The 24,054-nt window shown below is 72.4% G+C and carries 18 protein-coding genes and 1 tRNA gene; 13 read left to right on the top strand and 6 right to left on the bottom strand.

Annotation, left to right across the window (positions count from 1 at the left end):
• Positions 1 to 51: 51 nt before the first annotated feature.
• The 4 genes from V6V89_RS27545 to V6V89_RS27530 form a co-directional block, all read right to left on the bottom strand.
• On the bottom strand, positions 52 to 1,428 hold the full coding sequence (locus tag V6V89_RS27545) for a hypothetical protein (RefSeq protein ID WP_334622347.1): 1,377 nt from the start codon (positions 1,426 to 1,428) through the stop codon (positions 52 to 54).
• 644 nt (positions 1,429 to 2,072) lie between these two features.
• A complete protein-coding gene (locus tag V6V89_RS27540; protein WP_334622346.1) occupies positions 2,073 to 3,104 on the bottom strand; it encodes a tyrosine-type recombinase/integrase in 1,032 nt (343 codons plus the stop codon).
• Positions 3,097 to 3,585, bottom strand: coding sequence for a hypothetical protein (locus tag V6V89_RS27535; RefSeq protein WP_334622345.1), 489 nt, complete (start codon positions 3,583 to 3,585; stop codon positions 3,097 to 3,099). Before V6V89_RS27535 ends, V6V89_RS27540 begins: the two co-directional genes overlap by 8 nt.
• A 117-nt stretch (positions 3,586 to 3,702) precedes the next feature.
• A tRNA-Leu gene (locus tag V6V89_RS27530) sits at positions 3,703 to 3,789 on the bottom strand.
• Between the two features lie 175 nt (positions 3,790 to 3,964).
• Here V6V89_RS27530 and V6V89_RS27525 point away from each other — a divergent pair.
• The 6 genes from V6V89_RS27525 to V6V89_RS27500 all read left to right on the top strand — a co-directional run bounded on the left by V6V89_RS27525 (position 3,965) and on the right by V6V89_RS27500 (position 12,732).
• Positions 3,965 to 4,375, top strand: coding sequence for a RidA family protein (locus V6V89_RS27525; RefSeq protein WP_334622344.1), 411 nt, complete (start codon positions 3,965 to 3,967; stop codon positions 4,373 to 4,375).
• A gap of 10 nt (positions 4,376 to 4,385) precedes the next feature.
• Entirely contained in the window at positions 4,386 to 5,447 is a 1,062-nt protein-coding gene (locus tag V6V89_RS27520) for a fibronectin type III domain-containing protein (protein WP_334622343.1), read from the top strand.
• Between the two features lie 222 nt (positions 5,448 to 5,669).
• The gene (locus tag V6V89_RS27515; RefSeq protein WP_334622342.1) at positions 5,670 to 8,297 is read left to right on the top strand and encodes a fibronectin type III domain-containing protein; all 2,628 of its coding nucleotides are present in this window, start codon (positions 5,670 to 5,672) and stop codon (positions 8,295 to 8,297) included.
• Between the two features lies 1 nt (position 8,298).
• Positions 8,299 to 9,321: an AAA family ATPase gene (locus V6V89_RS27510; RefSeq protein WP_334622340.1), complete on the top strand. Its 1,023-nt coding sequence runs from the start codon at positions 8,299 to 8,301 to the stop codon at positions 9,319 to 9,321.
• 13 nt (positions 9,322 to 9,334) lie between these two features.
• Positions 9,335 to 10,483, top strand: coding sequence for a DUF58 domain-containing protein (locus V6V89_RS27505; RefSeq protein WP_334622339.1), 1,149 nt, complete (start codon positions 9,335 to 9,337; stop codon positions 10,481 to 10,483).
• Positions 10,480 to 12,732, top strand: coding sequence for a transglutaminaseTgpA domain-containing protein (locus tag V6V89_RS27500; protein WP_334622338.1), 2,253 nt, complete (start codon positions 10,480 to 10,482; stop codon positions 12,730 to 12,732). Before V6V89_RS27505 ends, V6V89_RS27500 begins: the two co-directional genes overlap by 4 nt.
• Here V6V89_RS27500 and V6V89_RS27495 read toward each other — a convergent pair.
• Positions 12,729 to 13,523 (bottom strand): SDR family oxidoreductase, encoded by a 795-nt coding sequence (locus tag V6V89_RS27495; protein ID WP_334622337.1) that lies wholly within the window; start codon positions 13,521 to 13,523, stop codon positions 12,729 to 12,731. The genes V6V89_RS27500 and V6V89_RS27495 overlap by 4 nt on opposite strands.
• A 104-nt stretch (positions 13,524 to 13,627) precedes the next feature.
• Here V6V89_RS27495 and V6V89_RS27490 point away from each other — a divergent pair, with 104 nt between their 5' ends.
• The 7 genes from V6V89_RS27490 (at position 13,628) to V6V89_RS27460 (ending at position 22,951) form a co-directional block, all read left to right on the top strand.
• Positions 13,628 to 14,281 (top strand): DUF3159 domain-containing protein, encoded by a 654-nt coding sequence (locus tag V6V89_RS27490; protein ID WP_334622336.1) that lies wholly within the window; start codon positions 13,628 to 13,630, stop codon positions 14,279 to 14,281.
• Positions 14,282 to 14,406: 125 nt separating this feature from the next.
• Positions 14,407 to 15,030, top strand: a complete 624-nt coding sequence (locus tag V6V89_RS27485; RefSeq protein ID WP_334622335.1) for an ATP-binding cassette domain-containing protein — start codon at positions 14,407 to 14,409, stop codon at positions 15,028 to 15,030.
• Entirely contained in the window at positions 15,027 to 16,295 is a 1,269-nt protein-coding gene (locus V6V89_RS27480; protein ID WP_334622334.1) for an ABC transporter substrate-binding protein, read from the top strand. Before V6V89_RS27485 ends, V6V89_RS27480 begins: the two co-directional genes overlap by 4 nt.
• Complete coding sequence (locus tag V6V89_RS27475) at positions 16,292 to 18,037, top strand: ABC transporter permease (protein WP_334622333.1); 1,746 nt, start codon at positions 16,292 to 16,294, stop codon at positions 18,035 to 18,037. Before V6V89_RS27480 ends, V6V89_RS27475 begins: the two co-directional genes overlap by 4 nt.
• Positions 18,034 to 20,313, top strand: a complete 2,280-nt coding sequence (locus V6V89_RS27470; RefSeq protein WP_334622332.1) for a tetratricopeptide repeat protein — start codon at positions 18,034 to 18,036, stop codon at positions 20,311 to 20,313. Before V6V89_RS27475 ends, V6V89_RS27470 begins: the two co-directional genes overlap by 4 nt.
• A 97-nt stretch (positions 20,314 to 20,410) precedes the next feature.
• Positions 20,411 to 21,010: an ATP-dependent Clp protease proteolytic subunit gene (locus V6V89_RS27465; protein WP_334622331.1), complete on the top strand. Its 600-nt coding sequence runs from the start codon at positions 20,411 to 20,413 to the stop codon at positions 21,008 to 21,010.
• Positions 21,011 to 21,085: 75 nt separating this feature from the next.
• Positions 21,086 to 22,951 carry a Xaa-Pro dipeptidyl-peptidase gene (locus tag V6V89_RS27460; RefSeq protein ID WP_334622330.1) on the top strand — a complete coding sequence of 622 codons (1,866 nt, stop codon included), beginning with the start codon at positions 21,086 to 21,088 and terminating at the stop codon, positions 22,949 to 22,951.
• Here the strand turns inward: V6V89_RS27460 and V6V89_RS27455 are convergent.
• The gene (locus V6V89_RS27455) at positions 22,908 to 24,026 is read right to left on the bottom strand and encodes an acyltransferase family protein (protein ID WP_334622329.1); all 1,119 of its coding nucleotides are present in this window, start codon (positions 24,024 to 24,026) and stop codon (positions 22,908 to 22,910) included. The genes V6V89_RS27460 and V6V89_RS27455 overlap by 44 nt on opposite strands.
• Between the last annotated feature and the right edge of the window lie 28 nt (positions 24,027 to 24,054).

Raw genomic sequence — 24,054 nt, 5'->3', positions numbered from 1 at the left:
GCTGTGGCGGGCCGCCGTTGGCGGCCCACAACGACAGCGCACTGCGTAGGTCTACCGCAACGAGAATGATTGGGTCTGCGGGTTTAGGTACGGCAACCGGATCGCGCTTGCCAGCGCACCGCTGCTGAACCGGTAGACGTTGACGCCTTCGGTGATCGAGCTTTCGTAGAGGAAGTTGTTGTACCAGTACGAGGACCAGGCACCACCCAAATCGGGTGGGGTAATGGCCGGCGGGTCAGACCAGCCGAGCGTTACCGGGCCGGCCGGATCGGTGAAGTCGGTAATCCATGTGCCGGCCTGGTAGTTGCCGCTTACCAGCACGTATCGGCCGCTGCGCAGCGGTACGACGTTGTAGTTGTGGATCGTGCAGTTCTCCGCTTCGCCGTCCTGCGGGCGAGGCAGGGTCCACTGGCCGAGCTTGGCGCCGGTGCGGGCGTCGTAGAAGAACGCGCTCTTGTCCACCGCCGGGTCGGTGCTCTGACACTCGGGCTCCGAGCCGCCGCCCGGCTCCCAGCCGGCGACGATGACCTTGCCATCCCAGGCGAACGACGCGGAATGCCACCGGCCATTGGTGCCCGCCTGGCCCACACCCGGTTCGCTGATCACATACAGGAAGCTCGGGTCGGCCAGGCTTCCACCAGGCGTCGCGTTGACGCCGACGTCGTACACGTTGATGGCGTCGGCGCTGGCGCAGGCCAGCAGGTTGACGCGGCCGAGGATCAGACCGGCGTCGTGGCAGCCGGTCCGCACATCCGTCAGCGGGCCGGCCAGGGGCTCGCGCCGCAGCAGGTTCGCAGCCGCCGGATTGACCAAAGGCACCTCAATGACGTCGATGAAGTCGCCGACCGGATCGTCGTTGGCGCGGGTGCCGTCCACACAGCCAGTGCTGCTGGAGTTGTTGCTGTAGACGATGAGCCGGCTGCCGTCGCGAGCGCCGGTGAGGGTGTGGGAGCCGCAGGGCAGGGACACCGCAGCGACCAGCTCCGGGTTCCTCAGGTTGCTGATGTCGAAGACATGGACCCCTTCCCAGCCGGCCGGGACGCTCTGCCCGTCGCAGTCCCGGGCGACGGTCTTCTTCGAGTTCCACGAGCGGACCAGGATGTCGTCCCACACGAAAATGTCGCCCTGGTCGCCGTTGCAGCGCTGGTGAACGATCTGCCATGGATGCCCTGGCAGGTTCTTGATGATGCGGAACCCGTCGTAGTTGCCGTGGAAAATCAGGTCACCCCAGAAGGCGAGATCGGAGTTGACGTGCCGCACACCGTCCGGCTCGCCGAGGAACGTGGCCGGGTGCGGGCTGTGGCCCAGGGCGTGCATGTTGCGGGTGTGCGGGTCGGTCGCGTGGTCGGCGTTCGCGGCCGGCGCTGCCGTAGCCACCAGGACGGCTGAAAACACCGCCGCGAGAACCGATCGGGACAGGAACCTCATGAGCGTCCTCCTTGGTTTGGGGATGCCCGGCCGCTGGGCTGGATCGCAGCCCCTGCAATGGGCGCCACCGCCCCGCAGTCTCACTCCACCCGATCATGACCAACGGCGAAAATGCGCAGCGACGCCGCAGCGCGGCACAGTAGGCGAACACCGGCACGGTACGCCCATCCTCCATAGCGAGAAAGACAAGTCGATCGTCGCCGACCGCCAGTATCAGCACGTTGCCGCAGTCGAGCAGGGATCGTATTTGTCCGTCGTGCCGAGGAACGATTGTTCAGTCTCCACCATGGACATTGGCCGCTGCCGGCGCCGCGTCTGGCACCGCAGACGGGCTGGCCGCCGCACCCGCGCCAGCTGGTCGCTGGTCAATTGCGGGGCCACACCCGGACCGGCATGCGGGGCAGGCAATAGTCAGGAAGTGTTCGGTGAGGCGGTCACGCAGGAGGCAGTCCGGCTAGGCGTCCAACGCGAGCCGCAGCGGGGGGTAACGGGGGTGACCTGCAGATTTCCTCTCACCATCGGCACGACGCGACTTCGGACCGAGGATCGTTGACACGCAATCAAGGGGTCCAGGTTGGTTTCGGCGGATCGGACGGCGGGCTGGGGGCGACAGCGGCATGCGGGCGGTGGCAGCCGTGCCGCGGTCAACCCGCTGCTGGCGGAACATCAACTGTTGGGTTGGCGAGTGGGTGTGGTTGGCCGGTCATAGCGGCCAGGGCGGTGGCCACGGCTTGCAGATCGGCCTTGATGTAGGTGGTGGTGGCGGGGCCGGTGCTGTCCGTGTGACCGGCGTAGGCGCGGGCGATGCCGTAGCCGAAGTGGCGTTCGACCCAGGTCAGCGTGGTGTGGCGCAGCCAGTGGGTACTGATCTGCTGGGCGGCGACCCACGGCAGGTGTGTGCCGATGCGCTGCCACAGGTGGTCGTAGCGTCGGTAGCTGATCGGTCGGCCGGTGCGATACCGCAGCAGGGCGTCGGTGGGCAGCACCGCGCCGCGCTGTCGGGCGTGGTCGGCCAGGCTGGCGGCCAGGTCCTGGGTGATCGGTTGCCAGCGCACCGTGCCACCCTTCTCGGTGAGCCGGACCAGGCCACGATCCGCGTCGAGGTCGATCAGCCGCAGGGCGAGCGCGCCGCCGCGGCGGCAGGCGGTCTCGGTGTGCAGCCGCAGCAGCAGCGCGTCGAGGACGACGTCGTTGCCGCTGCTGCGGGCCGCCACATTGATCTGTTCCAGCTCGTCGGGGGTCAGGGCGCGTCGGGTGCTGGGCAGCCGTCGGGGTTTGCCCACACGATGGGCAGGACTGTCGGCACGGTCGAGCAGACCGTCGGCGATGGCCCGGTTGTAGATCGCCCGAACCGCGGCAACGACGTGCTCGCCGGCATGTCGGCCGCCGCGAGCGTTGCGCCGTAGCCGTGCGGTGGCGGCGGCCTGATGTTGGAGCGCCTCGATGTCGCTGGCGGCGATGGCGTCCAGCGGCCGGTCGCCCCATAACGCCGCGATCCGGTCCCAGTAGCTGCCGTACGTACGGCGGGCGCCGGGCCCGGCCGCGGCCATCACCTGAGGCAGGTACTCCGCGACCGTCGGCACCGGTGGCCGCTGCGCGTCCCGCAGGTCCGCCACGCTGACGCCGAGATCGGCGAGCATCCGCAGCGCGACGGCGACGCGCTCCGGGTCAGCCATGATCGCCGTCGACGAGCTCGGTGTGGTACGCCGCAAGCAGTCCGGCCACGACTTTGACCGGGTGGATCACCAGCACGGCCTGGGCGGGCGAGGCCACCAGCAGCACCGGCACACCGCGTGGCAGGCCGCACATGCGGCGGGCCGCGGCTGGCACGCTCAGCTCGCCCCGGCCGCGTACGACGTGCAGTCCCGCGGTGGCTGAGGCGATCACCAACACGCCGGCAACCACGCCGATGTCGACCCGGTGACCCGGCCGCCAACCCAGCACGCCCAGCAGTTCCCGAGCGGACAGCCGCCCGGATCGGTCCAGCCGCGCCATCCCCAGCACCAAACCGTCCGGGTCGGTATCGGTCGGCAGGCTCAACCGCGGCAACGCCGGCAACGGCGCCGGAGCCCGGCCAGTCGGCCTCGTGACCTTCAGCGGTACCAGGGCGCCGATGAGCCGTTCACCCTCGGCTCTCGGCAACCCCGTCGAGCCCATGCCGTCATCGTTGCGGCCCGATCAGGACCGTGACACGGCTTCAAGAGAACATCCGCCACGGAAGGCCTGTCACGGGTATGGTGACCGGCCGCGTAAATGGTGAAGCTTCACCAAAAGTGGTGTCCGAGGGGGGACTTGAACCCCCACGCCCTATACGGGCACTAGCACCTCAAGCTAGCGCGTCTGCCATTCCGCCACCCGGACCTGTGCGTCCACTCTACCGGGACGCTCCGCGGCGGCGCACCGCTCGGTAGCTGCCCGGCGGGCCGCACGGGGCATCACTGTACACGCCTGCTGGCGGCCACGCACAGCAGGCCGGCGCGCGGCGCGCCCCGGCCCGAGGGTTGGCGGATGAAGCCCGGTCGGCAGACTGGCGAGCATGACGATCAGCCGGCTCAATCCGGACGGGCTGCACCATACTCCCGGATATCACCACGTCACCGTGGTCTCGGCGGGCCGTACCGCTTATCTGGCTGGCCAGTGTCCGCTCGACGCGGACGGCACGATCGTCGGATTGGGTGACTATGCGGCTCAGGTCGATCAGGTCGTGGCCAACACGGTGGCGGCGCTCGCCGCTGTCGATGCCGAGCCGGAGCATGTGGTGCGTACGGTGATTTACGTGGTCAGTCCGCGCCAGGAGGTGCTGTCGGCGGTGTGGGACCGGTTCCTGGTCTCGCCGCTGGCGCCGGCGTTCACTACGGCCAGCACGCTGCTGGGGGTGGCTCAACTCGGCTTTACGGGGCAGCTCGTGGAGCTGGACGTTACCGCGGCTCTACCCGACGAGACATAGCATGTCCGGCGTGTCCCAGCCGTCTCCCCTAGCCGCGGCGCAGCAGAAGGCCCATGAGCTGCGCGACGCCGGCGACCTCAACACCGGCCGCCTCATGCTCGACCACGCGCTCGAAACGTACAAGCCGGGGCTCGGTGATGATCATCCGGAGGTGCTGGCGACCGCGCAGGTGCTGGCTGGGCTGCATCGGGAGGCGGGTGATTCGGCGGCGGCGCGGCGGGTGCTGGAGGAGGCGTACGCCGCTGGGCAGTTGCGCTACGGGGATGGCGACCCGCTGATGCTGGCGATCTCGTTCGATCTGGGCGGGGTGGCGGAGGAGTTGGGGAACCGGCACGAGGCCAGGCGGGCGTTCGGCCGTGTCGCCAGCGGCGGGCCCGCCGTGCTCGGCGACGATCATTGGATGGTGCGGGCGGCGCGCGAGTATCTCGGTGACGCTCCGCAGTCGGCCGAGTTCACTGTGCCATCGGAGCCGATACATAATCCGCCGTCGATTACACATCTACAACTTTTCCAGTCGCCGGCGCCGCCCCAGCCGCAGCCGGTACCGCAGCCGGTCGCACCACCGCAGTACCAGAGCGCGCCGCCTCAATACCAGAGCGCGCCGCCCCAGTACCAGAGCGCCCCACCGCCGCCGCGGCCGCAACGGCGGGTCCGGGCCTCGACCGTCGCGGCGATGATCGCGTCCGCGGCGGCGGTGCTCGCCGCCGGCTTCGTGGGTATCCAGGTCTTCCTCGACAACAACGGTGGCACGCCGCGGGCCGAGCAGACCGAGGGGCCGAAGCTGGGTGGCGATCCCCCCACTGAACTGCGGCTTCGCGACGAAGGCAGCGCTATCACGATCACCTGGAAGGACCCGTCGGACGGCGCGGTGCCGTTCATCGTCGCGGGTGCGCAGGCGGGCAAGCCGCACCGTGCGATGGCCAACGTGAGCCCGGGTGAGACGTCCTACACGGTGAACGGATTGAACGCGCGGCTCGGCTACTGCTTCACGGTGGTCGCGTATTACAGCACCGACACGTTCGCCACTTCGGGCCAGGTGTGTACGGACCGGAGTTCTCCGACTCCGAAGTGAATCCATGGTCGCGAGAATCACTCGCACCTGGTGCCACCTGGGCGGATTCCTCGTTGGTGCGTTTATCCGCAGCTTGTCAGCAGCGGGTACCCGCATTGACAAGGAGGTCCTATGATGGCACGCGGTTCGGGCCTGTTGGTTGGCTGACAGGTCACAGGGGGATAAACGCCAACGACATCGCGGGCCGCCGGTCCGCGTACGGGGTGGGGAGGACGGCCGACTGTGGTCACCACAGGCAACGGCACGGCAGAGGTCGCAGCGACAAAACGGAGATCGCGGGGGCGCGGGGGGCTCGTCACGATCGGCACGGTCGTGACACTCGTGGCCGCGATGGGTCTCACGATTCTCGGCCTGGGGGCGGCCGACCACGCGGTGGCCAACTACGACGCGAGTTCCTGGCTGTGGAGCTCGCTGCGTAGTGAGATGGCCCGCGTCAACGGTGTGACCGGCAGGGTCGACACGCGGCTGCAGATCCCCAAGGGGCAGAACCACACGATGCAGGTCGCGCAGACCGACCGGTTCCTGATCCTGCGCGACCTCAACACGGGGCAGGTCAGCTCCCTCGACCTGGCCACCCTCCAGATCACCGCGACCACCAAGACCACTGCCGGCGTCGGCGTGAGCGTGGCGCTGCAGGAAGAGTCCGCGTTCGTGATCGACGCCGTCCAGGGCATCGTCCGCCAGCTCGACCCGCGCACGCTTGCCCCGATCGGCGAGCCGGTCAACTACCCGCCCGGCCTGACCGGCGGCCAGTTCGACGGCGACGGCAACCTGTGGCTCGCCGTGCCCAGCGAGGGCACGGTCTCGGCGGTCACGGCGGCGCCGCTGCCGGCTGAGCCGGTCGCGGCCGGTGGCCAGGGCGGCGGCGGGCTGAGCCCCAAGCGGGTGCGCACGGTCGACGTCGCCAACCCCAGCCACGACCTGACGATCTCCACGCTCGACCACGGCGTCGCGGTGCTCAACCGCACCATGAAGACGCTGACCACCATCGACGGCGACAAGCAGAGCAGCACCCCGCTGACCATGGACGGCCTGGGCTCGTTGCCGCCGCGCACCAACGGCTCGCAGGTGCCGGTCACCGTGCCCGAGCAGCGGCACGTCTGGGCAGTCGACAAGGGCCACGTCAAGGACTTCGGCGTACCGGGCAAGGGCTCCGGCCTGCAGCCGGCGGTGGCCTGGGCGGGCCGGTTCTACGCGGCCGACAACGACAGCGGCACGGTGTACGTGCTCGACGGCAACGGCCGCCACATCAGCGAGTTCCGGATCGAGGGCGCGCGCGGCCCGCTGGAGATGGAGGTGCGGGAGAACTACCTGTTCATCAACGCGCCCAACTCGCAGATGGCCACCGTGGTCGACGACAAGCACGACGTGCGCACCGTCGACAAGTACGCCAACGACGTGCTGGGCGGCGACCCGCCGCCGGTTCCCCCGCCGGCGAAGCGGGAGGACCCACCGGTCAGCAAGCCGGGCGCGCCGCGCACGGTCACGGCCACCGCTGGCAACACCGTCGCCCGCGTCAGCTGGTCGCCCGCGTCAGCCAACGGCTCGGCCATCACGCGATACGTGGTGGAGGGCGCCGGCAAGGAGGTCGAGGTGGGCGCCAACCAGCGCTCCATCGAGGTCACCGGGCTGACCAACGGCGAGGAGTACCGGTTCGCCGTGCACGCTGTCAACGCGAAGGGCGCCGGGCCGAAGAAGCAGAGCAACCCGGTCGTGCCCACGTCCGAGATCCCGGACGCGCCGGCGAGCGTGACCGCCGAGGCGCGGCCCGATGGCAGCGTGCTGGTCAAGTGGCCGGAGGCCAACGGGCAGGGCTACGACATCCGCAAGTACGCGGTGACCGCCGTCGCCGCCGGGGCCACCGCGCCGGCCGGCGAGTCGACCAAGACGGAGCTGGTCGTCCCGGCCGGGCAGCTGGAGTACGGCAACCAGTACGCGTTCCAGGTCGTGTCGGTGAACGAGAAGGGCGGGGCGTCGGAGCCCTCCCCGATCAGCAACAGCGTGGTGCCGTTCACCGCGCCGGGGCAGCCGCAGGGCTTGACCGCCACGACCGTGCAGAACAAGGCCGGCACCGTCAAGGCCGCGTGGGCGGCGGCGGTGGAGAACGGCCGGCCCATCACCAAGTACGTCGTGGACGCGAACGGCAAGAAGGTCGACGTCACCGACGGCACCAGTGTGGAGATCGGCGGCTTCGGCGAGGGTGAGACGATCACGGTCAAGGTGCGCGGCGTCAACGAGGCGGGCGAGGGCGAAGTGGCCACCAAGACGGCCCGCACCGTGGCGAAGCCGGGGGTTACCGTCACCGGCAAATCGGCCACCGCGACGGCCGTGACCGTCAACTTCAGGGTCGAAGACGGCGGCGGCAACGCGACCTGCAGCCTGACGGTGGGTGGGGAGAAGGACACCGGTAGCTGCACCTCGCTGACCGTCACCGGCCTGAAGCCGGGCACGGAATACGACTTCACGGTCACCGCGACCAACGCGGCCGGCAACGGCACGGCGAAGGGCAGCCAGACCACGGACTCCGTCTTCGGCATCGCGACCTGCGAGAACGGCACGAGCGGCGACCAGCGCACCTACTGCGACTCCGATCGCCCGAACGAGCGCAACGGCAACGAGATCTGGTCGGCTGCCAGCCAGAGCAGCACCCAGGTCGGCTGGGCGCGACCGGGCAACCGCCTCCAGGCCTACTGCAAAAAGGCCGGTGAGGAGATCTACGCCTACGTCTACAACAACCACAAGCGCAGCACGTGGTGGGTCCAGGTGAACTACAGCGGGAAGAACTACATCCCGTGGGTCTGGCTCAACCTCGAGGGCGGCGACAACATCAACATCCTTCCGAACTGCTGATATGACCGCGACCGTCAATCACGTCAACCAGCACGCGCCCGACGGGCTCACCCCTCAGCACGTGCAGGGGTTCGCGCAGCTCGCCGCCCGGCTCGCCGACAACATCGGTTCGATCGTGCTCGGCAAGCCGGAGGTGGTGCGGCTGGCGCTGACCGCGCTGTTCGCGCAGGGCCACATCCTGCTCGAAGACGTGCCCGGCGTCGGCAAGACCACGCTGGCCCGCGCGATGGCGGCGACCATCCGCGGGCAGTGGCGGCGCATCCAGTTCACGCCCGACCTGCTGCCCTCCGACGTCTCCGGCGTGACGATCTTCAACCAGGCGACCCGGGGGTTCGAGTTCCACCCCGGGCCGGTCTTCGCGAACGTCGTCATCGCCGACGAGATCAACCGCGCCTCCCCGAAGACGCAGTCCGCGCTGCTGGAGGTGATGGAGGAGCGCACCGTCACCATCGACGGCACCCGGCATCCGGTGCCGCGCCCGTTCCTGGTGGTGGCGACGCAGAACCCGGTCGAGATGGACGGCACCTACCGGCTGCCCGAGGCGCAGCTCGACCGGTTCCTGGTCAAGCTGTCGGTGGGATACCCGTCCGAGGCGGTCGAGATCGAGGTGCTGCGCGGCGCCACGATGCGCTCCCCCGAAAACCTGGAACCGGTCGCCGATACCAACACGATCGGCCAGATGGTCGCGATGGCGCAGCGGGTGCACATCGCCGAGCCGCTCTACGCGTACGCGGTCCGGCTCGCCGCCGCGACCCGCAAGCACACGCACGCGCGCATCGGGGTGAGCCCGCGCGGCGTGATCGCGCTGACCCGTGCGGCGTGCGCGTACGCGCTGATCGAGGGGCGCGGCTTCGTGCTGCCCGAAGACATCAAGACGCTGGTCGAGCCGGTGTTCGCGCACCGGCTGATGCTCACCTCCGACGCCCAGCTGCGCGGAGTGACGCCCGCCGACGTGATCCGCGACGCGGTGCAGGCGGTCCCGGTGCCGTTGCCGGCCGGCCACCAGGCCGCCCCGCCATCCTGACCGGGGCCGCACGATGAGGCTCACTGGCCGCGGTATCGGCCTGCTCGCGAGCGCGGGCGCCCTGCTGGTCGCCGGCTTCTGGTTCGGGTACCCGGAGCTGACGCTGCTGGGCAGCGCGGCGGCGATCGCGGGCGGCTGCGCGTTCACGCACGCGGCGTGGCGGCCCCGGCTCGACGTCAGCCGGGTCGCCGACCCTGACCGGGTGGCCCGCGGCGAGGCGGCCAAGATGACGCTGACCGTGCGCAACAGCGGGCGGGTCGGGTCCACCAGCCTGATCGCCGAAGACCGGTGCGGACCCCGGCCGGTGCCGGTGCCGCTGCTGCGGCTGCGCCCCGGCCACGACACGACGGTCAGCTACCCGGTGCCGACCGAACGCCGCGGCGTGATCCCGGTCGGGCCGCTTCGGGTCACCCGCCGCGACGCGCTGGGGCTGGTCTCGCTGGCCCGCTCGCACGGCGACACGGCGAAGGTGTGGGTGCACCCACGCATCCACCTGCTCACCGCGGTGCCGGCCGGGGTGGCGCGCAGCCTCGACGGCCGCGTCGACAAGGTGCCGCACGGCACCATCACGTTCGACTCGCTGCGCGAATACGTGGTCGGCGACGAGCTGCGCCGCGTGCACTGGCGCACCAGCGCCAAGGTCGGCGAGCTGATGGTGCGCGAAGATCTCGACACCAGCCTGCCGCGCATCGTCGTGCTCCTCGACGACCGGGCCGATGCCCACCCGAAGCTCATCGACGGCTCTGGCGGCACTGCGGAGACGTTCGAGTCCGCGTGCGAGGCCGCCGCGTCGATCGTCGCCGCGGCGGTACGCGAAGACATACCGGTCACGCTCCAGATGGCCAGCGGCGGCGGCAGCGGCGGCGGTGACTTCCTCGACCGGCTCGCCGAGGCCGAACTGCACGGCGATGGCGACCTGCGCGGCACCACCGACCGGCTGCGCCGCGACCGGCTCGGCGACACGCTGGTGTTCCTCACCGGCCCTGGCGGCCGCGCCGACCTGGGGCTCGTCGGGGCGCTGCGCGGGCCGTACCCGTCGGTGGTGGTCGGGATGTTCGGCGGCCAGGGTTCGCCGGCGGGCGGCGGCGACGGCGTGGTCGTGCTCGACGCCGCCGACGGGGTCGAGTTCGCCGCGCGCTGGGAGGGGGTGCAGCGCTGGTGAGGTTCGTCAAGGCGGCCGCGGTACCCGTGACGCTGGCCGTGCTCATCGCACTGACCGGCGTCGCCCTGGGCCGCATCTACGCCGGTTCCCTGCTCCCCCAGCTCGTGGCCGGCGCCGCCATCGGCTCGGTCGGCATCAGCGCCGCCACCCGCAGGCTCCCGTCGTGGCTGGTCGCGCCGCTGTCCGTGGTTGGCATGACCGCGTACACGCTGCTGGCCGTCCTGGTCGCGGCGCGGCGCGCGCAGCTGCCCGGCAGCCTCGCCGACGTGCTCACCGACGCCGCCCGCAACGGCATCCCCCGGCTGCTCACCGCCATGATCCCGGTCGAGCCGACGCCTGACACCGTGCTCGTGCCGGTCGTCGGCGCCTGGCTGGCCGGGCTGGCGGGCGCCGAGATCGCCCACCGCGCCGGCCGGGTGCTGTTCGGGTACGCGCCCGCCGCGCTTCTGTACGCCGGCGCGCTCTACGTCGTGGGCCCCAACGCGGCGGCCGCGCTCTGGCCGACGCTCGCGTTCGCTTCAGTCGCCGCGCTGGGCTTGGCGGCGACTGGTCGGGAACAGGCCGCCGCGACCGGCGCGCTCGCGACCGGTCGCACGACGGCCACCGCGCCCGACGAGCTCGCCGCGCCGGTCCAGGCGGCCATCCGGGTACGGGTGGCAGCCGGCGCCGCGGCCGGGCTGGCCGTGATCGTGGCGCTCGCGGCGGCGATCGGGCCGGTCGTGGCCGCCCAGGTGGCCACCAAGCCGGTCGACCCGCGGCAATACGTGGAGCCGCCGCAGGTCGACAGCCTCGACGAGAACCCGCTGATCCGGATCTCCGGCTGGGCGCTCAATCCCGACCAGCGCCTGTTCGACCTCGACTCGCAGCCCGGCGGCGACGTGCGGGTCCGGCTGGCGGTGCTCAGCGACTACGACGGGATCACGTGGCGGGTCGGCGCGACGTACCGCAACGCCGGCCGGATCCTGCCCACCCCGACCGTCGCACCCGGCTCGCAGGCCGACACCGTCACGCAGCAGATCACGATCGCCGACCTCACCGGCCGGCTGCTGCCCGCGGCGGCCACCCCGACGGCCGTCGACGGGGCCCGGGTGGCCTACGACCCGGCGACCGGCACGCTGATCCGCCCCGAAGGGCTCACCGCTGGCCTGCGATACACCGTCACGTCCACGCGCGAGCGCCCCGACGGCGGCCTGCTGACGGCGGCCGACGTGCCGTCCGGCGCGGCGGTGGCGCGGATGCTGACGGTCGGCGACGAGGTGCCCGAGCGCATCCAGAGCCTCGCCGACCAGATCGCCGACGAAAACGGGGCGCCGTACCAGCGGGCGGTCGCGATCGAGGAGTTCCTCGCCACGCACTACCGGGTGGTGGCCGACTCCCCGAGCGGCCACGCGTACCCGAACCTGAACTTCTTCCTCTTCGGCCCCAGCAACGGCGGCGGCCAGAAGGGCACCTCCGAGCAGTTCGCGGCCTCGTACGCGTTGCTGGCCCGGCTGATGGGCCTGCCGACCCGGGTGGTGGTCGGCTTCGAGGCGGCCACCGGCAGCGGCCCGGTACGCGGTGCCGACGCGCTCGCCTGGCCGGAGGTGCTCTTCGAGGGCGTGGGCTGGGTGCCGTTCGACCCGATGCCGAAGCCGAACACCACACCCCGCCCGGTCGAGGAAGACTTCAAGCCGCCCACCGAGGATCCCACCGAGCCGCCGACCGAGGCGCCGATCACCGACGCGCCGAGCGAGTCCGCCACGCCGGTCGCCTCCGGTGCGGGCAGCGGCGGCGGGATCACCGGCGCGATGGTCGCCGGTGGCGTCACCGGGCTGATGGTGCTGCTCGTGGGCGGTGCCGCGCTGGTCGTGCTCGTGATGCGGCGGTCGCTGCGGCGGCGCCGGTTGGAGCACGGCCCGCCGGCCGAGCGGATCGCCGGGGCCTGGCTGGAGGTCAACGACGCGCTGCGCCTGGCCGGGCGGCCGGCGGGCGCCCACCTGGACGCCACCGAGGTCGTCGCGCACGCCACAGTCGCCGCCGAGGGCCGGCGCGCGACGCGGATACGGTCAGCGGCGCCGCCCCTGGTCGATCTGGCCCAGGCGGTCAACGTGGCGACGTTCGCCCCGTTCTCCACCGACGAGGCGCAGGCCGAGCGGGCCGGCGCGCAGGCGGTGGCGTACGCGAGTGAGCTGCGGGCGCGGCGCTCGTGGTGGCGCCGGGTGCTGTGGTCGCTGCACCCGGGCCCGCTGCGCTGGCACCGCCGCCGCTAGCCGCCCTCTGCTCGCGCCGCCAGGCCGCGCATCGCCGCTAGCCAGGCGTCCGGGTCTGCCGCCTTTCTACGGGTGTAGGCGGCTACCTCGGGGTGCGGGAGGATCAGGAAGCGTTCGGCCGCCAGGCCGTCGATCACCGCTTCGGCCACCTCGTCGGGGCTCAGCACGGCGCCGGACGCGGCCGTCACCAGGGCGCCCACGTGCCCGGCGGCGAGCCCGTCGTCGAGCATCGGCGTGCGCACGCCCTGCGGACAAAGGGCGCTGACCCGGATGCCGCGGTCGCCGTACGTGATCGCGAGCCACTCGGCCAGGCCGAGCGCCGCGTGCTTGGTGACCGTGTACGGCGCGTCGCCGACCGCGGTGAGCAGGCCGGCCGCGGAGCAGGTGTGCAGCAGGTACCCCTCGCCGCGGGCCAGCATCGCGGGCAGCACGGCGCGGGCCGCGTACACGTGGGAGAGCACGTTGACCGCCCACGCCCGCGCCCACTCGGCGCCGGACGCCTCGATGCCGGTGCCCACCGTGATGCCGGCGTTGGCGCAGAACAGGTCGATCCGGCCGTACCGCGCCTCCGCGGTCGCCACGAGCGCCTGTACCCGGTCCTCGTCCGCGACGTCGACCTCGACGGCGATGGCGCGCTCGCCGAGCGGCCCGGCCACGGCGTCGGCCGCGGCGCCGTCGAGATCGGCGACCACGACGCCCTCGGCGCCCTCGGCGACGAACCGGCGGGCCAGCGCCGCGCCGATGCCGCCCGCCCCACCCGTGACCACCGCGACCCGTCCGGCCAAACGCATGTGGCGATCCTGCCATGGCACGGCCGCGTTGGTGCTCGCTCCGCTCGCGCGAGCCGCGGGGCGGGCGTGACGGAGCGGCAGCGCTAAGTTAGCCTGACCTAACTATGAAGGACGAGTCGCTCGCGGACCTGCTCGGCGGCCGGCGGGGCGCGGTGGACGCCACGCTGCCGCCGGTCGCGTTCGTGGCCGGGTGGCTCGTCACCGGCCCGTCGGTGTGGGGCGGCGTGATCGCCGCGCTCGTCGTGGGCCTGGCCGTCGCCGGCTGGCGGCTCCGTCGCGGCGACCGCCCCCGCGCGGTGCTCGTCGGGCTGCTCGCGGTGTGCCTCGCCGCCATGATCGCGGTACGCACCGGCCGGGCCGCCGACTTCTTCCTCGTCCAACTCGTGTCCAACGCGGCCAGCGCGCTCGTCTGGACGGTCAGCATCGTGCTGCGCTGGCCGCTGCTGGGCGTGGTCGTCGGCACCGTGCTCGGCCAGCGCACCCGGTGGCGTCGCGACGCGGCGCTCGTGCGCGCGTACAGCCGGGCGAGCTGGGTCTGGGTGCTGCAGTACGCGGTGCGGTTGGCGGTGTTCCTGCCGCTGTACGCCGCCGACCAGGTGGTGGCGCTCGGCGTGGCCCGTGCGGCGCTCACCTGGCCGCTGGTGGCCGCCTGCCTCGCCGTGAGCTGGTGGGTGCTGCGCCGGACCCTTCCCGAGGACCATCCCGGCATCCGCCACCCCGTCACCGATCCCGAGCCCGCAATGTCCACAGCCGACTAGGGCCGCGTCAAGTGGGTGACCAGGCCGCGGCGCCCCCACTTTGATACCGCCCTGGGACACGCCTTAGCGCGGAGGGTTGCGGATCGATTGCGGTCCGGTTACCGTCTGGCCGTCTCTGGGGGGAGGTGGTCGGTCTGCTGGCTCTGCACGAGGTCGTCGTCGGCGTGCCAGGAAGCAGCGCGCGCGTAAAGCTTTCGGGGCGGGTTTCCGCTGGTGAGCTGGCTGCCGTGCCGGCCGCACCCGAGGTCGCCACCGCCGTCGCCCGCACCGTCGCCGGTCTCGCCGCACCTGTCTCGGGCCGGTTGGTCGTCGGCGACCGCGACGTCACCGGCCAGCCACCCGCCGGGCGACAGATCGGGTACGTGCCCGCGGGCGGCGGCCTGCTGCCACACCTGACGGTACGGGCCAATGTGGAGTACGGGCTGCGGCGGCGGGAGACCGTGCGCGAACTGTCCCGCAACTGGGCCGCCACCCTGACGTCCCGCCTCGAGCTGGTGCCCACCCTCAACCTGCGCCCCCATCAGCTCTCGGACGGGCAGCGGCTGCGCGCGGCGGTCGCCCGTGCGGCGGTGTGCCTGCCCGAGGTGCTGGTCGTCGACCTGCCGCCGGGCGTCGAGACCGCGGTGGGGCTGCGCGACCTGCTCGCCCGGGCCAGCCTGCCGACCGCGCCCGCGATGGCGGTGCTGGTCTGCACCGCCGACGACGACGTGCCCGCCGGCGCCGACCGGACGGTAACGGTGGTGGCGTGAGAGATCGCCTCGTCGGGCGCCGGACGCTGCTGCGCGCGGCGGCGGCCAGTGCCGCGACCGCCACGACGGCCACGACCGCCGCGTGTGGTCGCGGCGGCCGCGCGCTGGAGGTCGCCGTGGTGTGGAGCGGCGGCGAGCTGGCGCGGTTCCGCGAGGTCGTGCGGGGGTACCCGGAACCGGTGCGCGTCATCAGCGCCGGCGACAACATCGACGCCCTGCTGCGGGCGCGCGACCGGGCCGGGGCCCGCCCCGACGTCGCCATCCTTCCCCGGCCGGGGCTCGTCGCCGGGTACGCCCGGGACGGCTGGCTGGAGCCGCTCGACGCCGCGCTGGGCGAGCGGTACGCGCCCGCGTGGACCGATTTGATCACAGTGGACGGTGTGCTCTACGGCGCCTGGGTGAAGGCCGCGCACAAGTCGCTGTTCTGGTACCTGCCCTCCGTGCTGACCGAGCCGCCAGGCAGCTGGCCGGACCTGCTCGCCATGGTCGAGTCGCGGGCCGCCGGTGGCGGTCCGGCGCCGCTGGCCATAGGTGCCGCCGACGGCTGGGTGCTCACCGACTGGCTGGAGAACCTGCTCGCCGGCTTCGACGACGAGCAGCTGTACCGAAACCTGGCCGCCGGCGAGCCGCTGTGGGACGCCTGGCAGGTGCGCACCGCCCTCGCCGCCCTCGCTCGCATGTGGAGCGTCCCGGGCGCCTTCCCGGGCGGCGGCCGGCGCGCGCTGCTGACCCAGAACGAGGAGTCGGTCATCCAGGTCGTGGCCAGCCGCAGCGCGTGCACCGTCTTCGAGGGCGACTTCGTGGCCGGGGTCGCGCGGCAGTTCCAGGACGAGGCGCCGCGCACGTTCCGGTTTCCGGCGTTCGCCGGGCGGCAGCCGCTGGTCGTGGGCGGCGACGCCGCGGTGGTGCTGCGTGACTCGGCCGGTGGTCGAGACCTGGTGCGGTGGCTGGCCGGGTCCGACGCGTTCCGGCCGTGGATCGCCAGCGGCGGGTACCTGTCGCCCAACCGGCTGGTGCCGCTCGGCCTCTATCCCGCCGGGCAGCCCCGCGAGCTGGCGGCCGAGATCCGGGAACCGGTCGACAGGCTGCGCTTCGACCTGTCCGACCAGTTGCCGGGCAGCTTCACCGGGTTCGACGGGCAGGGCGTGTGGAAGATCCTGCAGGACTTCTTCGCGGCGGTCACCACGCCGTCGGCCGACCTGCGGCGCGCCGTCGACGACACCGTCGAGCAGCTCAACACGACCGCGAAGAAGGCGACGGCATGAGCCCCGAACGCGGTGTGCTGCTGGGCGAGACCGTCGTCATCGACGACGTCGGTCCGGCGCGACGCGGCCGGGCGTACCCGACCATCGGGACCACGACGGCGCTGCTGCTGCCGGCGGCGCTGCTGCTCGGCGGCCTGGTGCTCTGGCCGGTGCTGCGCACCGGGCACGCGAGCGTGACCGCGGAGGGCGACTTCGTGGGCCTGGAGCACTTCCGCACCGCGCTGGCCGACGACGGTTGGAGTGTGCTCGGCCGGACGCTGCTGTGGGCGATGGTGGTGCCGACCGTGGTGACGGCGCTGGGTTTCGTGCTGGCGGCTGCGTCGCGGCGCTCGTCCGGCGGGCGGATCGTGACGCTGATCCTGGTCGCGCCGATCGCGCTGCCGCTGGTGGTGACGGGTGTGACGTTCCGGCTGCTGTACGACCCGGATCCGGAGCGGGGCACGGCCACCTGGCTGACCGGTGCGCTGTGGCTCGGGCCGGAGCTGATCACGATCGCGCTCATGTCCGCGTTCGTGTGGGCGTGGGTCGGGCTGGCGGTGCTGGTGTTCCGGGCGGCGTTCGACGCGCTACCGCTGGCGCTGGCCGACGCGGTCCGCGCGTACGGCGGCACCCGGCTCGACGTCTTCCGCGACGCGCGCTGGCGGCCCCTGCTGCGGCGCACGGTCGCGATCGTGTTCGCGCTGGTGGCGCTGGCGACCTCGCGCACGTTCGACCTGATACTGGTGATGGCGCCCGGATCGGTCATCGACGAGGCGATGGTGGCGCCGGTGCGGGTCTGGCAGACGTCCAGCGGCACGGTGACCGGGCCGTCGGCGGCGCTGGGCGTGCTGTGGCTCGCGGTCGTCCTATTGGGAATGCTGGCGGCCGCACTGTGGACCCGCCAGGCGTGGCCCCCGCCCGCACCTGGTGCTCCCGTGCGTGAAACCGGTTCGGAGTGGCGGGCACCGCGGCTGGTGCGGCGGCTTCTGCCGCCCGCGGCCGCAGTCTGGTGGGCGATCCCGTTCGTCGTGCTCGTGGCGACGTCGCTGCACGCGCCGCGGGACGCGGCCACCCGGGGCTGGTGGACCGGACCGATCGGCCTGGCCTCGTACCGCGAGCTTTTCGAGGGCGGCGGGTTGACCCGCTCGCTGGCGCTGACCGCCGCGCTCGCCGCCGTCGTCACGGTCACCGTGCTCGTCGTGGCGTTGCTGGCCGCGTACGCGCTGGCGTGGGTGTCCCCGCCCGGCGCGCAGGCCGCCGGGGTGGTGCTGCTCGGCGCGGCGGTGGTGCCGGTACAGGTCCTCGCCGGCCCGGTCACCGAGGTGCTCGACCGGGCGGGGCTGGCGGGCACGTTCGTGGGGCTCGCGCTGGTGCACGTGGCGCTCGGCGTGCCGTTCGCGGTGCTGGTGCTGCGCAACGCGCTCGCCGACGTGCCGCTGGCCCGGGTGCGGCGGGCACGCCTCGCCGGCCGTCGAGAGTGGAGCGTGCTCGCCAGGCTCGCGCCGGCAACGGTGCCGGCGGTCGTGGCGGTGTGCGTGCTGGAGTTCGTACAGGTGTGGAACGACTTCGTGGTCGGTCTCCACTTCGGAGGGCCGGACGCGGTGCCACTGGGGTTGGCGCTGTACGGGCAGACCCGGCAGTTCGTGTCCAACAGTGGGCTGGTCGCGGCCGGGTCGGTGGTCGCCTCGGTACTGCCGCTGTTGCTGGTCATCGCCTTCCGCAGGCAAGTCGTCGGCGGGCTCGTCTCGGGAGCGCTGCGGTGACACGGGAGCCGGCGCCACGCTGGCAGCGCGTCAGCGCCGCCGCCGTCGTCATCGGCTCGCTCAGCGGCGGTGTCGCCACCGACCTCATCGCCGACGCGGTCGGCAGCAACCTCGGCCCGGTGACCTGGTTGGTGGCCGGCGGGCTCGCGGCGGTCGCCGGGATCGTGCTGCTGGCGCTGGAGTTCCGCAAGCGCCGGGCCGCCGAGTGGGAGGAGCCGCCGCCCCCGGTGCCGCGCCAACGCGCCGGCGTGCCCACCGACCTGCCGTACACGTACGGGTTCGCGGGGCGGGACGCCGACGTCGACTGGGTGCGCGAGGCGCTGGAGACCGAACACGCGGTCGCGCTCGTCGGGCGGCGCGGCGTCGGCACTTCGGCGTGTGCGGTACAGGCTGCCAACATGGTGCGGGACCGCTTCCCCGACGGGCAGATGTACCTGGACCTGCGCGCGTACGGCCGGCCGATGCGCCCGAGGCAGGTGCTTTCGGCGGTCGCGCGCAAGCTCGGCGCCCGCCCGCCGCGCTCGCCGCGCGCGGCCGACCTCGCCGCGACCGGTGCCGAGCTGCGGGCACGGCTCGGCGAGCGCAAGGTTCTTCTGGTACTGGACAACGTCGCCGACCCCCTGCAGGTGCGCCACCTGCTGCCGCCCGCGCCGCAGGCCCGGCTGCTGATGGCCGGCGCACCCAGCCTGTCCACTGTCGATGGTGTCGCGGTGCGGTGGCTGGGCGAGCCCGATCGCACCGACGCGCTCAAACTGCTCGCCGACGCCCGCACCGCCGCCGGGCGGCGCACCGCCCCAACCGAGCCGTCCACAAAGGATCTTGTGGAGCTGTGCGGCCGGCAGCCGCACGCGATCCGCGCCCTCGGGCAGCAGATCGGGCACCGCGGCTGGCGCGCGGAGGAGGTACTGACGGCGCTGCGGCACGTGGTGGCCGCCCCGGTGCACCAGAAGGTGCCGCACGCCGAGGCGCTGCCGCTGCTCGCCGAACGCGACATCGCGTACCGGGCACTCAGCGGACCGGCCCGCCGCCTGTTCCGGCTGCTGTCGCTGGCGCCCGGGCCGCTCGACCGGCCCGCGATCGCCGCGCTGCGCCGCCACCCCGAGCAGGCGCTGGATGAACTGGCCAACGGCGGCTTCGTCAGCGCGGCCGAGGGCGGCCGGTACGAGGTACGGCCGCTGCTGTCCGGGTACGCCCGGCTGCACCTGCGCCACGACGAGCCCGCGCGGCGCCGGCTCTGGGCGTACGCGCGGCTGATGCGGCACCTGGCCCGCCAGGCCGAACGGCAGGACCCGGACTGGCTCGTCCTGCACCACGATTTGCTACGCGCACTGGTCACGTCCTCGCCGGACGGTCCGGCGACGGTCGTCGAGCCGTTGCCGCGGCGGGTGCGCCGGTGGTGGTTCCGGCTCGCGGTAGCGCTGTGCGCCTGGTACGCGGAACAGGACCGCACCGACGAATGGGAGCAGGTCTGCCATGCGGCGCTCGGCACCAGGCTGGGTGGCGACAGGATCGGCGGCGACCGGAGCCTGGTGGCCGGCTGGGCACACAACGAGCTCGGCGTGATCCGGCGCCGCCGCGGCGACCCGCACGGCGCGGCGGCGGTGCTGACGCTGGCGGTCACCGAACGCGGCCGGCGCGGGCAGGCGCAGGCCCGCACGAACCTGGGCCTGGCCCTGCTCGACCAGGGCGAGGTCGACGCGGCGATCGAGCACCTGCACCGCGCCCGCGAGCACCGCGCCCCCGGCGACCGCGCCGGCCAGGCGCTGACCCACCTCGGGCTCGGTGCCGCATACCTGGCCCGCGGCGAACCGACCAAGGCCCGCCACCACCTCGTGCAGGCAGCGAACGCCTTCGAGGCGGCCGGCGACCGGCGCGGCTACGCGGCCGCGCTGACCAACCTGGTGCTCGCCCAGTGGCGGCTCGGCGAGCACCTGGACGCCGCGCACGCGTGGGCGGCGGCGCTGGAGGTGTACGAACTGATCGACGACCCGGGCGGTCGGGCGGCGGCCCTGCTGAACGCCGGTGCCGCGCTGGTCAACACCGACCCGCCGCGCGGCGAGCCGGCCCGCGAGCTGCTCACCGAGGCCCTGCGGTTGCGGGCCGACCGCCGCCCCGACGCCGCGCTCGGCCGTACGCTGCTGCACCTCGGCGACGCGGAACTGGCCGTGGACCACCCGACCCGCGCCCGCGAACGCTGGCAGGAGGCCGCCGATGTCTGCGAGGAAGCAGGCGACGAGGAGGGCGCGGCGGAGGCCAACCACCGCCTGACCGACTGACGCCCGCCCCGTGAATCCGCTGACAGCGAACGGCTCGGCGTGCGCTGACAGCGAACGTGCGAGACCTGGCGGCCTGCGCGCGGCTAGCGTCACACGCATGACAACCCACGCCCGCGGCGGCGCCGGAGCGGCCGCATCCCTCGACGACTCGGTCTACAACCGGCTGCTCAAGGAGCGCATCGTCTTCCTCGGCAGCGAGGTCACCGACGACGTGGCCAACCGGATCTGCGCCCAGCTCCTGCTGCTCGCCGCCGAAGACGCCCAGCGCGACATCAGCCTCTGGATCAACTCGCCGGGCGGCTCCGTGTACGCGGGCATGGCCATCTACGACACGATGCAGTTCATCGGCAACGACGTGTCCACTGTGGCCATGGGCATGGCGGGCTCGATGGGCCAGTTCCTGCTCTGCGCCGGCACGCCCGGCAAGCGCTACGCGCTGCCGCACGCGCGGATCATCATGCACCAGCCCTCGGGCGGCATGGGCGGCACGGCAGCCGACATCGCCATCCAGGCCGAGCAGATGGTGTACACCAAGCGGATGCTGCTGGAGATGATCGCCCAGCACACGGGCCAGACGTACGAGCAGATCGTCACCGACGCCGACCGCGACCGCTGGTTCACCGCCGAAGAGGGCGTGCGCTACGGGTTCATCGACAAGGTGATCAGCGGCGCCCGCCAGGTGCCCGCCCTGCCCTGACGTCCTCGTGAGGTCGCACCCTCAGCCTCCATCCCGATAGCCTCGGGACACATCGACGGATGGGGAGGTTTCGTTGTGCGACGGCTATTCTCCAGCCCTGGGTTATTGAGCGCCGCCCTGGTCGGCGCGGCACTCGTCGTGACGGCGCCGGCCGCACCGGCACAGGCGGCGGGCGTGGTGATCAGCGGAGGCGTCACGCAGCCGGTCTTCGACTACACGCAGGCGATCCGCGAACGGGTGTTCATCGAGACCACGGTCGACAGCGACTTCGACGGGCGGCGTGACCGGGTCGAGGCGCGGATCATCCGGCCGAAGGAGACCGAGGGGCGCCTGAAGGTGCCCACGATCTTCGAGCCGAGCCCGTACTGGGCGGGCATCAACAACGTGCCCAACCACGACGACATCGACCGCGACGACCCGGGCGCGTCCGCGCGGCGTTCGAGCGCACGGTCCGAGGAAGACATCCTCTTCTACGGGTTCCTCGACAACTACTTCGTGCCCCGCGGGTACGCGGTGGTCGTCGCGGACAGCGTGGGCAGCGGCGGCTCCGACGGCTGCCCCACCTCCGGCGGGCGGAACGAGACCCTTGGCATGAAGGCCGTCGTCGACTGGCTGACCGGCCGGGCGCGCGGCTTCGACGAAGACGGGCGGCCGGCGGCCGCCCGATGGTCCAGCGGCCGCGTCGGCATGACCGGCGCGTCGTACAACGGCACGCTGCCCAACGCGGTCGCTTCCACCGGCGTCCACGGCTTGGAGACCATCGTGCCCATCGCGGCCATCTCCTCCTGGTACGACTACTACCGCGCCAACGGTGGCGTGGTGGCCCCGGGTGGCTACCAGGGTGAAGACACCGACATCCTCGCCAAGGCGGTGCTGACCCGGCAGAACCCGGAGGTGTGCGCCGGCGTCATGGCCGACCTGGAGCGCGAGCAGGATCGGGTGACCGGCGACTACAGCCGGTTCTGGCACGAGCGCAACTACGTGCCCGACGCGCACAAAGTGAAGGCGAGCGTGCTGCTCGTGCACGGCCTCACCGACTGGAACGTCAAGACGCAGCACTTCGGGCAGTGGTGGGACGCCCTGGCGGCGAACGGCGTGCCGCGCAAGATCTGGCTGCACCAGGGCGGGCACACCACCCCGTTCTACTTCCGGCGCGCGGAGTGGGTCGAAACCCTGCACAAGTGGTTCGACTACTGGTTGCACCGCGTCCAGAACGGCGTCATGTCCGAGCCGATGGCCGACGTCGAACTGACGCCGAACCAGTGGCAGGCGTACCGCAACTGGCCGGTGCCCGGCAGCAAGCCGGCGTCGTACTTCCTGGGGCCGGACGCGCTGACCCGCAAGCCGGCCGGCGTCGGGCAGACCGCCACGTTCGTCGACGCGCCCAGCCGCACCGCCGAGGAGCTGGTCGAAGACCCGTCCGGCGCCAATCGGCTGGCGTTCCTGACCGAGCCGCTGGCGGCGCCGGTGCACCTGTCCGGCACCCCCGAGCTCAGCGTGCGTGCCGGGCTCGACGGGCGCTCGCCGTACCTGACCGCCCTGCTCGTCGACTACGGCGAGGGCGAGCGCGTGTTCGGCGGCCGCCCGACCGGCGACGTCGACTGCCTCGGGCCGGGCATACCCGGAGACCCGGGCTGCTTCGAGCGGTACGTGCACGACACCGGCGTGACGCCGTACGAGATCGTCAGCCGCGGCTGGCTCGACGTGCGCAACCGCACGTCGATCTGGCGCAGCGAGCCGATCACGCCGGGCAAGCAGTACACATTCGAGTGGGGCATGCAGCCACAGGACCACGTGTTCCCCGCCGGGCACCGGATCGGCATCGTGCTGATCTCGACCGACCGCGACTACACACTGCGCTACCGGGCGGGCACCGAGGTCGATGTGGCGCTCGGCGTCAGCCGGGTGACGCTGCCACTGGCGCGCGGCGGCGCGGGCTGAGCAGCCGCATGCCGGGCACCTCGACGAAGCGGTGCAGTAGCCACGCGAGCACATAGGACGTGAGCAGCAGGCCGGCGGTCAGCCCGACCGCCGGCCACGCCCGCCACGGCCCACGCAGTTCGAAGAGCTCCACGACGGTCACGATGACGGTCAGGTGCACCAGGAAGAACGCGTACGAGACCTCGCCCAGGTGCACCGCGACCCGGTGCCGCCAGAACGAGCGCGCGCCGCGCAGGTCGGCCAGCGCCGCGGCCGGGATCAGCAGCGCCGTCCCGACGATCGTGGCAGCTGTGTCACGGGTCTGCGCCGGCAACAGACCGACCGCGAGATAGTTGGCGGCGTAGAGCACCATCGCCAGGCGCAGCCCCGGGCCGCGCCACGCGCCAGCCATGACCAGGCGGGCCAGCACGATGCCGATGACGAACTCGCACATCCGCGTCACCGGAAAGATGTACACGAACCAGCGCTCGCGGTCCGGCGACACGGCGACCGTCGCCAGCACGGGCATCAGCCACACCGCGGCCATGACCGCGACGCCGATCGGATACAGGGCGGCGGGGCGCAGCCGGCGCAGTCCCGCGTACAGCAGCGGGAAGCACAGGTAGAAGAACATCTCGCACGACAGCGACCAGGCCACCGGGTTGATGCCCAGATAGTAGAAGTCCTTGGTGTACCAGGCGTTGACCAGCGCGGCACCGGCGAACAAGGGCTCCCAGAACACCGGCGGTATCCGGTCGGTCACCACCAGCGAGCCGACGGCGAGCGCCATCGCAACCAGGTGCGCCGGATAGACCCGCGCGACCCGGCCCTGCCAGAACCGCAACGGACCGCGCCGCCCCACCGACCAGGTCAGCACGAAGCCAGACAGCACGAAGAAGAACGAGACACCCAGGTCACCGGCGTCGAAGAGCAGCCTCGCGGTCCAGCGGCCGGCCGGGTCGACCAGCGGCACGAACGAGTACGCGTGCAGGCCGAACACGCCCAGCGCGGCGGCGAACCGCAACCCGGTCAGCGAGGGCAGCCGGGCGGCGGTGGGTGACTCGGACAGGAGATCTCCCCGGTCAGGCGGCGGCACAAACGCCGTCCAGCCTAGCCCTGTGCGC

The organism is Micromonospora sp. CPCC 206061 (assembly GCF_036906915.1).
Lineage (GTDB): Bacteria > Actinomycetota > Actinomycetes > Mycobacteriales > Micromonosporaceae > Phytohabitans.
Note: the sequence above shows the minus strand (reverse complement) of the source record. Positions and strands in the feature narration are given on the sequence as shown.

Coding starts and splice junctions, on each gene's coding strand:
- V6V89_RS27495 (WP_334622337.1), bottom strand. CDS start 13,523: ATGCGTTTGGCCGGACGGGTCGCGGTGGTCACGGGTGGGGCGGGCGGC.
- V6V89_RS27545 (WP_334622347.1), bottom strand. CDS start 1,428: ATGAGGTTCCTGTCCCGATCGGTTCTCGCGGCGGTGTTTTCAGCCGTC.
- V6V89_RS27490 (WP_334622336.1), top strand. CDS start 13,628: ATGAAGGACGAGTCGCTCGCGGACCTGCTCGGCGGCCGGCGGGGCGCG.
- V6V89_RS27465 (WP_334622331.1), top strand. CDS start 20,411: ATGACAACCCACGCCCGCGGCGGCGCCGGAGCGGCCGCATCCCTCGAC.
- V6V89_RS27525 (WP_334622344.1), top strand. CDS start 3,965: ATGACGATCAGCCGGCTCAATCCGGACGGGCTGCACCATACTCCCGGA.
- V6V89_RS27505 (WP_334622339.1), top strand. CDS start 9,335: ATGAGGCTCACTGGCCGCGGTATCGGCCTGCTCGCGAGCGCGGGCGCC.
- V6V89_RS27510 (WP_334622340.1), top strand. CDS start 8,299: ATGACCGCGACCGTCAATCACGTCAACCAGCACGCGCCCGACGGGCTC.
- V6V89_RS27540 (WP_334622346.1), bottom strand. CDS start 3,104: ATGGCTGACCCGGAGCGCGTCGCCGTCGCGCTGCGGATGCTCGCCGAT.
- V6V89_RS27475 (WP_334622333.1), top strand. CDS start 16,292: ATGAGCCCCGAACGCGGTGTGCTGCTGGGCGAGACCGTCGTCATCGAC.
- V6V89_RS27535 (WP_334622345.1), bottom strand. CDS start 3,585: ATGGGCTCGACGGGGTTGCCGAGAGCCGAGGGTGAACGGCTCATCGGC.